The organism is Sporosarcina sp. Y1004, assembly GCF_057669665.1.
Map to the genome: position 1 here is coordinate 38,516 of NZ_JBYHFQ010000020.1, position 15,963 is coordinate 54,478.

A 15,963-nucleotide genomic window follows, 5' to 3' on the forward strand; every position below is an offset into this window, starting at 1 on the left:
ACAACGTTCTTTTCAGAAAGGGAGAGGTAAATGGATGAATTCAATCAAAATCCAGATAATAGGGAGTTGAGGCCACCTATAGAAGAACCTTCACAGCAGCCAGTTCCACAGCGACCCAGAAAAAGAGGTGGTTTCGTATCGGGGTTTTTGGGTGTACTACTAGGTGCATTGATCGTCTGGTTCATCATGCATAATGGAAATGACATCGCGGAAGACACAGAGAGTGCGACAACTGCCCAGAAAGCTGGTGAGATAGGAGCAGAGCGTGTGTCCTTCGATGTGAATAATGATGTGACAGATATTGTCGAAAAAGTGGCAGATTCGGTTGTTGGTGTAACAAATTTGAAAACGGACCGTGATATCTGGTCGACAACTGAAACAACGATAGAAACAGGGTCCGGTTCGGGTGTCATTTATAAAAAACAAGGGAATACAGCATATATAGTTACAAACCATCACGTAGTAGAAGGCGCAACTGAAATCGAGATATCCTTCGATGATGGCTCAAAGACAGCGGGAAAGATTGTAGGAAGCGATATGTGGACAGATTTGGCTGTTATTGAAATTGATGCTGCAGTTGTAAAAACAATTATCGAGTTTGGTGACTCGGATGCTTTGAAACGTGGAGAACCTGTTATCGCAATCGGTAATCCGCTCGGGCTTGGTTTTTCAGGTTCCGTAACTGTCGGGGTCGTATCCGGGAAAGACCGTTCAATTCCAATCGATTTTGATGGTAATGGATCAGTGGACTGGTTTGCAGACGTCATGCAAACTGACGCTGCCATTAATCCGGGGAACTCAGGAGGAGCGCTTATTAATCTTGTGGGTCAGTTAATTGGCATCAATTCCATGAAAATATCAGAGGCAACTGTTGAAGGAATAGGACTTGCGATTCCAATAAACCTTGCTATGCCTATTATTGATCAACTAGAAAAGCTGGGTGAGGTAAACCGCCCAACGATGGGCGTTACATTACTCGATCTCCGAAGCATTCCAGCACAACAACAGCGGGAAATGTTGAAGTTACCCGAAAGTGTAACAGATGGCGTAGTTATCAATGATGTCATAGCTAACTCTTCTGCTGAAATTGCGGGTGTGAAACAGTACGATGTTATCGTCGAAATGGACGGCGAAAAGATAGAAGATATGGTCAGCCTGCGTAAACATCTGTATAATGCGAAGAATGTAGGTGACACGATGCAAATGAAAGTGTATCGACAAGGGAAGTTACTTGAAATTGAAATGGTTTTAAGAGACGGAAACTCGTTCTAGTAATAAAAGTTACAAACAATTTACATTTCAGTTTATCCACAGTAGGCGAGGTAGCTAGCCGATAGCTATTTTGCCTACTTTTTTTATTATATTCACTATTTGTGGATAAATCTAAAAATTTGTGAATAACTTTGTGTGAAAGAAAAAGGATGAAAGTAGGGATAAAAAATGAGGATATATAGCTGCGAAACCCATATAAACCATGCACTTGACGTTTTTGTGGCAGATCAGGTAAAGTTTCCAGTTATGGAATCTGTACGAGATGAAGAAAAGTTATCCACAAAATGCTCCTATTGTGAAGAGCCAGCATTGTATGTTGTGGCGAACGATTAGTCGAACACAACATGTAGATAACTCCTGTGGATATGTGCATAAGTTTTGTTTATAACAAATAAAAAAAGGTGGATAACTTGTGAATATTACAATTGTGACAGTGGGAAAACTAAAAGAAAAGTATTTGAAGATGGGGATTGAAGAGTTTTCAAAAAGACTCGGAGCATATACAAAAATACAGCTCGTCGAAGTGGCAGATGAAAAAGCGCCCGAATCATTAAGTGATGCCGACATGGAAATTGTAAAGAAAAAAGAAGCGGATCGTATTTTGTCGAAAATAGGGACAGATGCGTATGTGATTGTACTTGCGATTGATGGGAAGATGAAGACGTCGGAGGAGTTATCGGCAGACCTAGAGTCATTGATGACTTATGGAAGAAGCAAAGTGACATTTGTTATTGGAGGGTCACTTGGACTCCACGAAAGTGTGATGAAACGCTCGGATGAATCGTTGTCTTTTTCGAAAATGACCTTTCCCCATCAAATGATGAAGCTCATATTGCTGGAGCAAGTGTATAGGGCTTTTAGAATTATGAAAAATGAACCGTATCATAAGTAAATTATTAAATAACCATTTGTGTTGAAAGAAAGAATTTTAGTTAACATTCTAGGTGGCAACTAAAGGTTGCACCTAGATGCGCCTATAACTAGCTTTACTTTATCTACTTACTTCTGAAATACTGTAATTGCTAGGAAAGGCGATGAAAAGTATGATTTTAAGTGATCGTTTAAAAAAGGAAAGAGAAAAACAGGGTTGGTCACAAACAGAACTCGCTGAAAAGCTTCATGTTAGTCGCCAATCGGTTTCCAAATGGGAGACAGGAAAAAACTATCCGAGTATCGAGGTAATCATCGATTTGAGTGATTTATTTGGTATTACGATAGACGAGCTATTAAGAAGTGATGAAGAGTTAAAAGAGAAAGTAATTCAAGATAGTAAGCAATTGGCATATCCAAAGTGGAAAGTTTTGTTCGACAGTATGTTTTTGGTAGGTGTATTTTTATTAGCGTCAAAAGTAATTATTATCGTTTTAAATAACTTTGTGGGTACAAATATTCTTTTACTAGAAGGTTTGCCGAAAGTAGTCACCAACTTTTTACCACTACTTTTAATGGTAATTGGCAGTGATCAGTTGAAAGGTAAATATAGGTGAATCAATCCAATCAAGGTTGATTTACACTCCAGGCGGACACTTTCCGCGGGCACGGCTTCAATCTCCTCGTCACTGCGTTCCTGCGGGGCTTTCTGCTCGTGCTGTTCCCGCTGGAGTCGCCGCCTTCCGTTACAATCAACGGAACTCATCGATTACGAAATTTCACTAAGGTTAGGGTTTTTAATTAAAATAAACAAATATGAAATTGACTAAGTTGACTTAAATCGGAAACTACTTTCTTCGATTAATCTTCGGGTATTTTCATGGATTATAGGGAAATTAGCAAATTGAAGGGTAAAAAACCTTGATTTGCTAGACTACGGTGAGCCGTGCCATAAGTAAATGAGGGTTCTAATTTACTGTATGATAACCTGTATTATCGGCTGAATGAAGTTTTCAATTGATAGCGGACAGCTGGGAAGACAAGCTAATAAATTAATGCAATAATAGGGTAAAGTATTACACTGATAATGACTATGCAATTAGGAAAGGTTTTGAGGGATAAAAATGACTAATAACGATATATTAATTAGGTTAAGATATGCGTTGGATATAAAAGATATGGATATGGTTGAAATTTTTGGGCTAGGCGGCATTCAAACAACGAAAGAAGAAGTACAAGAAATGTTATCAAAAGCAAAAAATAGTAGTACGAATGAAGTGCAAGACGATGAATATGTTAAAAAAATCGACAACATTACGTTAGAGTCCTTTTTAAACGGTTTAGTTCGTTTAAAAAGAGGAACACAAGATACAAAACCAGAGGATTCCCAAAAACAATTCTTAATGGCAAATAACAATCGTAATGTTAATAATATCCTGCTCAAAAAAGTGAAGATTGCACTTTCACTTACAAGTGAAGACATTCTTGATATCTTAGAAGACACAGGAGTCAATATTTCTAAAAGCGAATTGAGTGCAGTTCTTAGAAAAGAAGGACAACGAAATTATAAAGAATGTGGCGACAGATACGCTAGAAACTTCCTAAAAGGATTGGCAAGTAGATATCGTCAATAATCAATAAATTATATTATGAAAGCACATCGATGGGACTAGTTGATGTGCTTTTTTGTCTAAATTTTTTAGAAATAGATCGGGTCAATCATCTTTTCTCATAATAAAACTAAGATGTCTCCCGCTCTTTTTGTCTTGACGGTACGAAAAACCATCCGAGCTTACATACGTGCAGGTCTCGTCAATTGTAATCTGCTCAGTCGGAATGCCTGCCAACTCACATTGTTTTTTCACGACTCGCTGATTGTCAATGTGATACTTGTGGGATTGATCATTGTAATAGATAAAATCATCCGTATAGCCTAGCTCTTTGAATTTTAAGTATACATCTTCATCGACTTCAAACTTTTCTTGGCTCAGTGCTGCACCAATCTGGACACGAAAATCACTCGGGTTGCATTGTTTATCCAGTTTCAAATGCTCGAAAACTTTCAAGGAGACTTCTTTTACTGTGCCTTGCCATCCCGAATGAATCACACCAATCACACCCGATGCATCATTGTGGAAAATCACTGGAACACAATCGGCAGTAAAGCTACATAATACTAGATTCGGCTCAAATGTGTATAAGGCGTCTGTATCAGCAATAGCGGTATCCAATTGATTTGCGCCTCGCCCTTTGTCATGAAGTGTCACTTCATGGAAATTGGAGCTATGTGTTTGATTGGCACAAACAAAAGCTTCCAACTCACAATTCAAGAAAGTAGCTAATTTTTGCCGATTTTGTCTTACATCATCAGGGTTTATACATGCGTGGAGAGCCATATTATTGTTATCAAGCTCGGTCTCATCCTTCATGGTAATGCCCGCGATTAGTTTTTCATTATTTGTATACAATTTTGTATTCATGTAATCACCTCTTTCTACTATAGGATAATGGGCTATGGATAGAGTTAGAAATCCTGCTAATACCGCTTTGCGCTTTGTGAATGCCTCCCGCGATAAGCCGGAAAGAAGAGCAGGGAGGGATTGAACTGTATCCTTCCATCAGTCTTATCGCTCCGGCTACCACGAAGTCGCGCCTTCGCTGGATAGTCCAGGTTAGAAGTGGATAGAATCAGAAATACTTCTAATACCGCTTCTGCGCTTTGTGGATGCCTCCCGCGATAAGCCGGAAAGGAGTTCACTTTCAGTCTTATCGCTTCGGCTACCACGAAGTCGCGCCTTCGCTAGATAGTCTATTTAAGAAAGCACAATTCATTATCTGGAATTAGACCTGCAATCTGTAATGCTTCTTTCTAGAATGAAATTAGTATTAAATAGTAATCACATTATATCTCATTCTATACATCTCAAAATCGCTTTCAATAATGTACACTCCAGCGCAAACGCGACAAGGGGTAGCCGAAGCCATGAGACTGGATGCGAAGCGCCAATCCAGGCTCATGGCGAGAGGCATCCCCAAAGCGCCAAGCGATCTGCTTTCTACACTCCAATTCACAATTCTCTCGATAATATCCACTCTGAATTACAACTCTCTCAATAATGTACACTCCAGCGAAGGCGCGGCAAAGGGGTAGCCGAAGCCGTGAGACTGGATGCGAAGCGCCAATCCAGGCTCATGGCGAGAGGCATCCCCAAAGCGCCAAGCGATCTACAATCCACACTCCGCATTACAACTCACTCAATAATGAACTCTAAAATGGCAAGCCCGTTTTTCATTGCCGGCTATTCCTAACCCTTTGACTGAGATAATACAACAACTCCATAAAGAGTGCGGTTAGAATCCCCATAAGCATCCCGTTTGAGAGGATTGGTCGTGCCAGTAGTGGAATTGTTGTAAAAACGGTTGCGGGGAGTGACATGATTGACAGTCCCAGTAACGCAGGAATTGCAATGCGGTAGACGGTTTTCGGCTCAAATGTCAGGCCCTCGATATTACGGATTGCTGAACGGAACAGCTGGATATAGGCTACAAAGAGCACTGTATTTCCGACACTTTGTGGAATGGTTGAAAAAAATGTACTAAGCATTGGATTCATCCCCAGAAGAATGAATAGAGCAGAACCTATAAAAAATGGTGCCTTGTCACGGATTCCTGACGACTGTAAAAAACCTAATGAAGACGTATAGGGTGCATAAGGAACGAGTCCAAGAACACCTGAAGCAGTTGAAAACAGTCCTGTTAGTAGGAAAGAGGACCGATATTGTTTTGGCGTCGTTTCTTTTTCGAAAATATCTTCTGCCCCTTTTAATGTGGCTATTGTATTTGTTGTGTTTAATAGTCCAGTGATAATAACAGTAATCACTATGCCCCATTCGAACGTAGTGGGGGAACCCCATGGAAACCAAGTGAGGAAAGGTGTCGTGTTAATTGTTTCTGTGGCCTCCACTGGAAATAGAATAACAGCACCAATCCAACCGACCGTCATCCCAATGAGAAGGTTCAAACTGCTGATGATCCCTTTTCCTAATACATGAATCAGAATCGTAAGTGTAGCGAGGAGAAACGAAAAAACTGCAACTTTTACATCGATAGAGTCTCCTGTATTTAGACCAATCATTCCTTTTAAGAAAACAGTAATAAGCTGATTGGCTAACAACAGAAGGAAAACAAACATCACTACAGGTGTAAACCATTTTTTTAGGACTTCCCCGATGCCGAGCATTCCAAGAAGGGCAATGATTACACCAGAAATCATGACTCCAATTGCAATACTACCGCCAACCGTTGTAAGTTCTAGATTCATTGTACTAGCAGTTGCAGCCAGGCTTAAAATGACACCCCACCAAAGACCCGATTGGCCCTCCATCAATGCTAAGCGATGCCCGAAGAGTCCCTGCAGAAGACAGGCTACTCCTGTAAAAATGAAAGAACGCTGAATAGCTGATACTATTTCAACAGACTCCAGCTGAAAAGCACTGCCAACTGAGATTGGAATGACCACCGTATTAGCGAACATAAAGAAAAGCCATTGAAATCCAGCTAACACAGTGACAGACATTCGTAATTGTTTTGTGTCCAATTTACCCACCGCTCCTTAACAAGAAAACGTCTTCTATTCCAATTCCTAAATTTTAAGACGCATAGATAAAGGCGAGTATACCATTACCAGTTAACTAATAATACAGTTAGTTGAACGGAGAAAGAGAATTCAATCAACAGTACCATTATCTTGACTGATATTGATAAAAACGTTAAAACAGAACTATACCGTATTTATCGAAAATGCGAGTATGTTTATAACAATGCGTAAATCATAATACCAGGCAATGTTTGTTTAACGAAAAAAGGTTGAGTGCTTGTGAAAACATGCTGAATAAACAATGAAAACAAAGACTTTTAAAGTTATCAGGGTTTTTTTCTTATGTTTTGATACAATGTATGTAAACAGGCGGGAGGACTTCTTATGTATGATAAAAAATGCGATCGATCGCTACGTATTAATACCGTCGGTACCCGGGAATGGTTGCATCAGTCCTCTCATTATAACCGGTACGAAGCGACGCCTTATGATGCCTTGGATCAGTTTTTTCAAGTCTATGAACTGACAAAAACGGATAGCGTTGTAGATTTTGGATGTGGCAAAGGCAGACTGCCTTTTTACATACATAATCGATTTGATGTTTCAGTGACGGGGATTGAAATGAGTGGGCAGCTGTATACAGAAGCGCTTGAAAATCAGGAGAGTTACATGAAAAAGGTTAAGCGGACAAATGCATCTATCTATTTTGAACGCTGTCTGGCAGAGGAGTACGAGGTCGACGCGGGAGATAATCGGTTTTATTTCTTCAATCCATTTTCGATTCAAATCTTCATGAAAGTCGTTGATAATATTCTTCTTTCTGTCGAAAAGAATCAGCGGTCTGTAGATATCATCCTTTATTATCCCACTAGTGATTATATTGAATTCCTTGAAAATAATACTCCCTTTGAACTCATTAAGGGAGTAAAAGTATCCGGTATGCGCGAGAAAGATCCCAATGAACTTTTTCTGGTATTGCGTTTCGGGACAGACAAATGAAAGAAAACCCGCATTCATAGCAGTTGAATGCGGGTTTTCTTGTCATCCATCAGATTATTTCATTGGATTTAAATTGGACATCATGAATAGGGTAGTGACTTGCTCCTTGAGCAGCGGCCTGTAATAATAGTAGCCTTGTACTTCATCGCAATCCAAGTCTTTTAAAAAACGTGCTTGTTCTTCCGTTTCAACGCCTTCTGCAATAACTTTTAAATTCAAGTTTTTTGCGAGACTGATGATGGTTTTAACAATGGCTTTGTTGCTTGTACTCGTACCTTGTACAAATACCTGGTCGATTTTCAAATGTGTAATCGGAAAATTACTAATATAACTAAGTGATGAGAATCCAGTCCCGAAATCATCGATGCTGATATTGATGCCGATTTTTCTAAGCTGATAGAGCGTTTTCTGACAGTTCAGAGCGTCTGATGTCATACTTTCTGTTATTTCCAAGTTTAGATAGTGTGGCTGTAGCCCTGTTTGGACAAGTGTTTCTTCTACTTGCTTGGCAAAATTGGTTTGCATGAACTGGATAAATGAAACATTGACACTGATCTGTAACTTCGGGAAATCAGTTTCTTGCCACTTCTTAGTCTGTGCACACGCTGTTTCGAGCACCCATTGGCCGATTGGGACAATCAAACCAGTCTCTTCTGCAATCGGAATAAAGTCAGCGGGTGAAATAATGCCTTTCGATGGATGATGCCACCGGATAAGAGCTTCCAACCCCGTTATTTCACCTGTGTTGATATCGATTTGCGGTTGATAATAGAGTAGGAACTGATTTCTTTTTAGTGCATGTCGAAGTTCCATTTCCAGTGTCATTTTTTCGACGATGTCACGATGTAAATCCTCTGTGAAAAATTGATAATTATTTTTCCCTTTTTCTTTTGCAAGGTACATTGCTGAATCAGCATTTCTAGTTAAGGTCTCATAATCATGTCCATCTTCCGGAAAAGTGCTGATGCCGATGCTTGAAGTGACATACAAATCAATGTTCTGAAGAGTAAGCGGGTGTGTTAGTTCATCTACGATTCGTGCAGCTACTGTATCCGCTTCCGATGGCTGGCAGAAAGGAAGTAAAATGATATACTCATCTCCACCATGGCGTGCAACAAAATCATTTTTTCGAACAGATTTCAGTAATCTTTGTCCTACGGCTATTAGAAGCTGATCTCCGATTGGATGACCCATAGAGTCATTCACATTCTTAAAGCGGTCGAGGTCGATAAACATAATTGCAAATTGAGTATTTTCTTTCTGTGCTTGTACAATTTCTTCATTTACTTTTTTTTGAAAAAGTCTTCTATTTGGCAAACCCGTCAAATGATCATAAAATGCCATATGTTCAACAAGTTTTTCCGCTTTTTTCCGTTCGGAAATATCGATGGCGGTACCCACTACTTCAACCACCTCGCCGTCTACAGAAATCGGTGACAAATAAACTAGAAAAGTATAACCATAGAGAAGCAATTCAAATTGAACTACCTTACCTTCCATCCCTTTCGTTAGATCACGGAATATCTGAGCAAGTTCCTTTTTTGAAAAAGAAGATTCCACTTTGCGCAAATTGATTTTTTCCACAGTAATGCCGAGCTCTTGTGCAATCTTACCTTCCATAAGTGTGAATAGGATTTCGCCTTCATCATCGTATGTATATTTAAATATAGCATTTTGAAGGTTTTTTACAGTCTGGCGGAAATCATTATTTAAAGCAATTTCAAGTGATTGCTCCGCTTCTTTTCTAGCAGTGATATCTGATCGGATGGCGATGTATTGATAAGCTACTCCTTTATTATTAAGAAGGGGGACAATTGTGGTGTTCACCCAATAGCTTTTTCCATCTTTTGATCGGTTTTTCACATCACCCGTCCAAATTTTCCCCTTTCCGATTGTCTGCCACATTTCTTTGAAGAAGCTTTTAGGGTGATGACCTGAGTTAACGATGCGGTGAGTTTGTCCAATTAGTTCTTCAAGCGGATACTGAGACAGTTCACAAAATTTATCATTTGCATAAGTGATCAATCCTTTTCGATCAGTGATGGCAACAATGGTAGATTGATTGAGTGCATTTTCGATATTATGAAAGTCTAACAGTGCTTTTTTATAATTGTCATCCATCAGTACTTTGCTTGTAATGTCCATATCGAAAGAAATATACTGTATGATTTGTTCATTATCGCCAAGAACAGGGACGATGGTTGCTTGGATCCAGAATGGAGTTCCGTCTTTGGCGTGACTCTTTATTTTTTGATGTGATACTTTATGGTTCATTACTTCATTTTTTATTTCGAGAAGGGTAGTCTCATCGGAGTAGTCGCTATTGAGAAATCCATATGTTTTCCCAATTAACTCTTCGGCCTGGTATTTTGTGATATCGCAAAAAATTTGATTCACATAAGTGATAAATCCGTTAGCATCTATAATAGAAACAGCAAAATTCTCCTCTAGTAGCAGAGATACAGATGAGAGATTTTGAATTCTTGATAACATTATGTAATAGTTCCTTCCCATCCGTCATTTATTTTAATTAGCATTTTTAAGTGCGAAAGAATAGTCGTTCTCCACATAATTTTGATAATCATACAAGCTTTTCTATCATCTATCTATTAGGCATAACCCTACACTATTTCAATACTTTTACATTATAAACAATGCATGGCATTCTCCGCTTCATCCCACGGGACAGGATAGCCTTTCCCTTTCGCACAGAAAATAGAGGTGGATGAGTATTCGGGATCCGCCTCTTTATTATAACCAATTTCATCTATGATGTGCTTCTCATTATGACATTCATCATAGCCACCGAATAACAGACTTAATGTCCCTTTTCCATGCGTAAAAGAAGCTAAGGTGGTGCTGTAATTCATGAAAGTAGAGACGGGAGCTCGTCCCTTCACAATCACCAATCCGTGTGTGGTTTCGGGCGGGTCAAAGCTGCCGGATGCATGTTGAATATCTGACAATACGCGTCCCATATGATCCAGATCCACTTTTAGTTTGAAATTGTAATAAGGTTCCAGAAGCCTATTCTTGGCTTTCTCCAAGCCTTGCCGCAATGCCCGGAAGGTTGCCTCTCTAAAATCACCGCCAGACGTGTGCTCATTATGTCCACGTCCCGTCAGTAAGGTTATTTTCACATCAGTGAGGGGAGAACCCGTTAGTAAGCCGTTATGATCCCGCTCGAATAAATGGCTACGTACTAAGTTTTGATGGCCAATCGAGAGGTCGTTGGCATGGCATACATTTTCAAATTGTAAGCCACTATTTCTGGCTGCAGGTTCGATTGATAGATGTACTTCGGCGTAATGCTTCAACGGTTCAAAATGGCCGTACCCTGTAACTGTCGTTTCAATGGTTTCTTTATACAGTATTTTGGGCTCACCAAAAGAAACGTCTAGGGAAAAACGTTCTTTGACAATTTGCTGAAGGACTTCGAGCTGGATGGTGCCCATGACATGAACGTGGATTTCTTGAAAGTGTTCGTCCCAAGTCACGGCTAGTGAAGGGTCTTCCGCATCCAATAAGTTGAAGCATTGCAGTACTTCTTTGACGTGGATGGATGAATTGAAAATGACTTTCGATTTGAGGGTCGGAATCATATCGTATATCGACTTTTCTGTAAGCGTACCTATCCCGTCGCCGATGGATGCCTGCGTCAATCCTGTAACAGCAAATAGTTCACCTGCATGAATTTGTTCAACTGTCTTAAACTTATTACCATTATAGATACGGATTTGTGTTGCTTTTTCGGTGGTATTGCCATAGTTCACCTCATCCCTAACACTTAGCGTGCCACTCAGGGATTTCAGGTATGTGACTCGATTGCCATTTATATCATGACGAATTTTATAAACGCGTGCAGCGAATTCACTGTCATCGTTGTAAGAAGTAGTGGTCAATAAATCGAGTTTCCTCCAAAAATCAAGAATACCGATGTCTTTTAGTGCTGAACCGCTGGAAACTGCAAAGACGCTGTTTTCTTTAATCATCGTTTGTAGCGTTTCAAGCCATAAGCTCAAATCATAACCGGAATTCATGTAGGTTTCCAGCAATTCTTCATCCCGCTCCGCTACAAATTCGATGAGTTCTTCTTGCATGATTCCTTCATTAAAAGAAGTCGTGAGATCACAAATGTCTTCCGATAGATTGGTCCGTATTTCATGTATGATGTTGTCGACGTTCGTTCCTTCACGATCGGTTTTATTGATGAAGAAAAATGTAGGGACTTGATGTTTTCGAAGCAGCTGCCACACAGTATCAGTATGGCCTTCCACGCCGTCGCTCGCGCTAATGATAATTATGGCGTAATCCATTACTTGAATGGCACGTTCCATCTCGGGAGAAAAGTCGACATGTCCAGGCGTATCGATAATCGTATACATGGAACCATTATAGGAGATAGATGCCTGATCTGCGAAAACAGTGATTCCTCTTTCTTTTTCAATGGCATGGCTATCGAGGAAGGCGTCTTTGTGGTCCACGCGCCCTCTTTGTTTAATGTGATTTGTATGATAAAGCAGTTGTTCAGAAAAAGTTGTTTTTCCTGCGTCAACGTGTGCAAGTATACCGATTGTTTTATACATGATGTCGCTCCTGTCCGTTTCTTGCCTTTACCAGAAGTATAGCAAATCTGAATTGGGCGAATGACCTTAAAGAGGTGGTATACTGTAACTACAAATTTAGTGTGAAGGAGGAATCAGTTTATGAAATATTCAAAAGCGAAAATGGAGAAGCTTGTGAAGAATGATCCAGAGCTGTCAAAACGTCTGAAACAGATAATGGCAGAACTTGACTTGGAGAAAAGTTTCGCGTTGAAAGCGTTGTATCATGCAGATGTAAAAGACGGTGGCAACCATCAAAGAAATTATCAAGAGCTATAATGAGTTTAAAGCGTGTAGAGCGAAATATGGCTCTGGACGCTTTTTTAATTAAAGGATAGTAAAACAGCTGATTTTCACTGGACTATTTCCGGCCCACTTTCGGCGAATTAATCACGACAGTTTTACCGAGGGGCAGGTGTGGCTAGAAGTGACTGCGTCTCTTCTATCCACACTCTTTTCGGTTTTCCTGTTGTGATTATTAGCCTGTCGCGTTCCTACAATATCTAAGTGAAAAATGCAGTTATTTTGGAAGAAAAGAATAGACGACTATCTATAAAGAGTGTAAGTGCCCGAAGATGCAATTTCGGGCACTCTAGCACGTTGTACTTTGTATTCCCTACTTATTAAGACATCTCGATAATGGTATAGAAGTCGCTCAATTCAAGCAATCCTACACGTAGTGCCAAGTGTGTAATCAAGTTATTTTTGTTCGATCAATAGGCATGATCATGTGATGAACAATTCAATAGTTATTTTTAAATCCATTTAATATACGTACGTTTAAATGATCTAGTTGAAAACAAAGGACATTTATAGCTTTCAATAGAATACAAGTACAGAATAGACGGGTACAAAAACTTAGTTCGTATCACAATTAAAAACAAAAATTTGAAAGTAGGTGAAACAAATGGATTTTCAGCAATCATTAGATTCAATCAATTATTTTGCGGTGTTAGTAGCGGCGTTATCTGCGTTCATCATAGGCGGCCTGTGGTATTCTGTTTTGTTTGCAAAAGCTTGGATGGTTGAAAATAACTTTAATGAAGAAATGTTGAAGAATAGCAATATGGCAAAGATTTTTGGAGGATCATTTATTTTTTCTTTAATCATATCATTTGTGTTGGCGTTGTTTTTAGGACCTGATAGTGACGCATTAATTGGCGCATTTACAGGGTTGATGATAGGGCTTTTTTGGGTTGCAACTGCAATGGGGATCACGTATTTGTTTGAAAGAAAGTCAATGAAACTGTTTTTCATTAATGCAGGATACCATGTTGTCACATTTACAATAATAGGCTTAATACTAGGTATGTGGAAGTAAGTCTATTTTTTTACAAAAATGTTTACATAGAAAGAGGTGTGCATATGAAAGAATACGCGATTACAACCATTGTTGACTGTATGGCGTCCAATGTGGATATGAAGGAAATCCAGCGAATTCAAACGGAGCATCGCCTTAAGCTTGTTGAGTTCTGGGGAATCAAAGAGGGAAGTAGCGTTTTAGAAATTGGTTGTGGGCAAGGCGATACTACGGCTGCGCTGGCGTACGTTGTCGGGCTAGAAGGATTTGTCCATGGGGTAGATATTGCGTCTCCAGATTACGGTGCCCCGATAACGCTAGGCGATTCCGCCCGTTATTTACAGCAGTCGAAGCTAAGAAAACAGCTTAAAATGGAATTTAACGTTGATGTTTTATCAATGGAGAATGATTTTCCTGAAAATAGTTTTGACTATATTGTTTTCTCCCATTGTTCATGGTACTTAAAATCAATTGAGGAATTAGAAGGCATTTTGAAGAGGGTTAGAATATGGGGCAAGACACTATGTTTTGCTGAATGGGATTCAAGAATTCAAATGATTGAACAATATCCCCATTTCTTAGCCGTGCTGATTCAATCCCAGTATGAATGTTTCAAACAAAGTAGTCTTTCGAATATACGTACACTGTTTACGCCGACGGATGTTAGACGGGTTGTAGAAAACGTGGGCTGGACCGTTACAAATGAACAATTCATTCATTCATTCACCTCAGCTGCAAGATGCGGAATGGGAAATCGCTATAACGGTAAATGATTTTAAAGAGGAAATTAATACCTTTGTTGATTTGCCTGACAAACTAAAGTCTCTCCTTCAATCTGAAGTGATTTTGTTAGAAGAAGCACGAAAGAGTATTGCAGTTCAGCCGATGTCAACATACGTATTCATTGCAGAATAGTAGGTTTACCCCAATTGTAAAATTTAGATTAATCATTATTTTTCAACCTTTCTTATTGTACACTGTACGTAAGGGGCGAAGGGGGATGATGGCATGAAGAAGTACAGCAAACAGGAGAATAGCTGGATTTTCTATGATTGGGCGAACTCGGCATATTCAATTATTATTACGACTGCGGTGTTTCCGCTTTATTATAAGGCGGTTGCTACGGATGCAGGCGTAAGTATGTCAAACTCTACCGCATATTTGGGGTATACGGTCGCCATTGCCACATTCATACTGGCAATGATTGGACCGCTGTTAGGAACGATTGCCGATTATGAGGGATTAAAGAAAAAGTTCTTCCTGTTCTTTTTCATGATGGGGACGGTAGCAACGGCTTCATTGGCGTTCGTTCCGGGCGATAACTGGCTTTGGTTATTAATTATTTACACCATCACCGCCGTCGGTTTTCACGGGTCGAATATATTTTACGATGCATTTTTAGTAGACGTTACGCCGGAAGAACGAATGAACAAAATATCTTCACGTGGTTTTGGACTCGGGTATATTGGGAGCACGATTCCGTTCATACTTAGTATTGCAATTATAATTCTGGCTCAACAAGAGCTAATCCCGCTGGCAACAGCCACGGCAAGTCGAATTGCTTTCGTTATTACGGCAATTTGGTGGGCTGTATTCACGATTCCTATGGTTAAAAATGTTCATCAAATTCATGGCATTAAACGTGAACCGAATCTAGTGGCGAGCGGTTTTAGGCGTCTAGGTGGCACATTCAAAGAAATACGCAAATACCGAACCGTTTTTTTATTTTTGTTGGCTTATTTCTTCTATATAGATGGGGTTGGGACGATTATTGCGATGTCGACGGCGTACGGAAGTGATTTGGGAATTAGTGCGACGAATCTGCTTATTATCCTGTTTGTCACACAAGTCGTTGCGGCGCCGTTTGCGATTCTCTACGGAAAACTGGCACAGAAATTCACCGGAAAAAAGATGTTATACGTAGGAATCTGTGTATATATCATCGTATGTATTTATGCATTTTTCATGAAAACGACGATGGATTTCTGGATATTGGCAATGCTCGTTGCAACTTCACAGGGCGGTATTCAAGCGCTTAGTCGTTCGTACTTTGCAAGGCTTGTTCCGAAAGAAAAGTCTAACGAGTTTTTCGGCTTCTATAATATTTTCGGCAAGTTTGCATCAGTTATGGGGCCTTTACTTGTAGGGGTGACTGCGCAGCTGACTGGAAGTTCTGCATACGGAGTGTTCAGTCTTGTTATTCTGTTCATCATTGGTTTGGCAATTCTATCACGTGTTCCAGAACCCGATTTAAAAGCCGTATAAAATAAATGAAAAACGACGTTCACTTCATAGAATGTGAACGTCGTTTTAAAATAGTG

Annotated in this window: 14 protein-coding genes; 10 read left to right on the forward strand and 4 right to left on the reverse strand. The window is 39.8% G+C overall.

Going from position 1 to position 15,963, the window contains the following annotated elements:
* Positions 1 to 30 precede the first annotated feature (30 nt).
* From AC25Y6_RS13585 to AC25Y6_RS13605, 5 genes are all read left to right on the forward strand, one after another.
* Positions 31 to 1,272, forward strand: coding sequence for a S1C family serine protease (locus AC25Y6_RS13585; RefSeq protein ID WP_488143399.1), 1,242 nt, complete (start codon positions 31 to 33; stop codon positions 1,270 to 1,272).
* A gap of 168 nt (positions 1,273 to 1,440) precedes the next feature.
* The gene (locus AC25Y6_RS13590; RefSeq protein ID WP_482106300.1) at positions 1,441 to 1,605 is read left to right on the forward strand and encodes a CxxH/CxxC protein; all 165 of its coding nucleotides are present in this window, start codon (positions 1,441 to 1,443) and stop codon (positions 1,603 to 1,605) included.
* Between the two features lie 79 nt (positions 1,606 to 1,684).
* Positions 1,685 to 2,164, forward strand: a complete 480-nt coding sequence (gene rlmH / locus AC25Y6_RS13595) for a 23S rRNA (pseudouridine(1915)-N(3))-methyltransferase RlmH (RefSeq protein ID WP_482102641.1) — start codon at positions 1,685 to 1,687, stop codon at positions 2,162 to 2,164.
* 151 nt (positions 2,165 to 2,315) lie between these two features.
* Entirely contained in the window at positions 2,316 to 2,759 is a 444-nt protein-coding gene (locus AC25Y6_RS13600; protein ID WP_488143400.1) for a helix-turn-helix domain-containing protein, read from the forward strand.
* A gap of 501 nt (positions 2,760 to 3,260) precedes the next feature.
* A complete protein-coding gene (locus AC25Y6_RS13605) occupies positions 3,261 to 3,776 on the forward strand; it encodes a YehS family protein (protein ID WP_482102727.1) in 516 nt (171 codons plus the stop codon).
* A gap of 81 nt (positions 3,777 to 3,857) precedes the next feature.
* On the opposite strand, the gene pgeF is transcribed toward AC25Y6_RS13605, so the two are convergent.
* Together pgeF and AC25Y6_RS13615 are read right to left on the reverse strand one after the other, a co-directional pair.
* Positions 3,858 to 4,622, reverse strand: coding sequence for a peptidoglycan editing factor PgeF (gene pgeF, locus AC25Y6_RS13610; protein WP_488143401.1), 765 nt, complete (start codon positions 4,620 to 4,622; stop codon positions 3,858 to 3,860).
* 809 nt (positions 4,623 to 5,431) lie between these two features.
* Positions 5,432 to 6,739 carry a uracil/xanthine transporter gene (locus tag AC25Y6_RS13615; protein ID WP_488143402.1) on the reverse strand — a complete coding sequence of 436 codons (1,308 nt, stop codon included), beginning with the start codon at positions 6,737 to 6,739 and terminating at the stop codon, positions 5,432 to 5,434.
* A gap of 384 nt (positions 6,740 to 7,123) precedes the next feature.
* On the opposite strand from AC25Y6_RS13615, the gene AC25Y6_RS13620 reads away from it, so the two are divergent.
* Positions 7,124 to 7,738 (forward strand): class I SAM-dependent methyltransferase, encoded by a 615-nt coding sequence (locus AC25Y6_RS13620; RefSeq protein ID WP_488143403.1) that lies wholly within the window; start codon positions 7,124 to 7,126, stop codon positions 7,736 to 7,738.
* Between the two features lie 54 nt (positions 7,739 to 7,792).
* On the opposite strand, the gene AC25Y6_RS13625 is transcribed toward AC25Y6_RS13620, so the two are convergent.
* The gene (locus AC25Y6_RS13625) at positions 7,793 to 10,231 is read right to left on the reverse strand and encodes a sensor domain-containing protein (RefSeq protein WP_488143404.1); all 2,439 of its coding nucleotides are present in this window, start codon (positions 10,229 to 10,231) and stop codon (positions 7,793 to 7,795) included.
* Positions 10,232 to 10,383: 152 nt separating this feature from the next.
* Complete coding sequence (locus AC25Y6_RS13630; RefSeq protein WP_488143405.1) at positions 10,384 to 12,324, reverse strand: GTP-binding protein; 1,941 nt, start codon at positions 12,322 to 12,324, stop codon at positions 10,384 to 10,386.
* Between the two features lie 120 nt (positions 12,325 to 12,444).
* Between AC25Y6_RS13630 and AC25Y6_RS13635 the strand changes: the two genes are divergently transcribed.
* From AC25Y6_RS13635 to AC25Y6_RS13650, 4 genes are all read left to right on the forward strand, one after another.
* Entirely contained in the window at positions 12,445 to 12,621 is a 177-nt protein-coding gene (locus tag AC25Y6_RS13635) for a hypothetical protein (protein WP_482102649.1), read from the forward strand.
* A 628-nt stretch (positions 12,622 to 13,249) separates the two neighbouring features.
* Complete coding sequence (locus AC25Y6_RS13640; protein WP_488143406.1) at positions 13,250 to 13,663, forward strand: DUF1761 domain-containing protein; 414 nt, start codon at positions 13,250 to 13,252, stop codon at positions 13,661 to 13,663.
* A 44-nt stretch (positions 13,664 to 13,707) separates the two neighbouring features.
* Positions 13,708 to 14,415: a class I SAM-dependent methyltransferase gene (locus AC25Y6_RS13645; RefSeq protein WP_488143407.1), complete on the forward strand. Its 708-nt coding sequence runs from the start codon at positions 13,708 to 13,710 to the stop codon at positions 14,413 to 14,415.
* 235 nt (positions 14,416 to 14,650) lie between these two features.
* Complete coding sequence (locus tag AC25Y6_RS13650; RefSeq protein WP_488141348.1) at positions 14,651 to 15,907, forward strand: MFS transporter; 1,257 nt, start codon at positions 14,651 to 14,653, stop codon at positions 15,905 to 15,907.
* Positions 15,908 to 15,963: the final 56 nt, after the last annotated feature.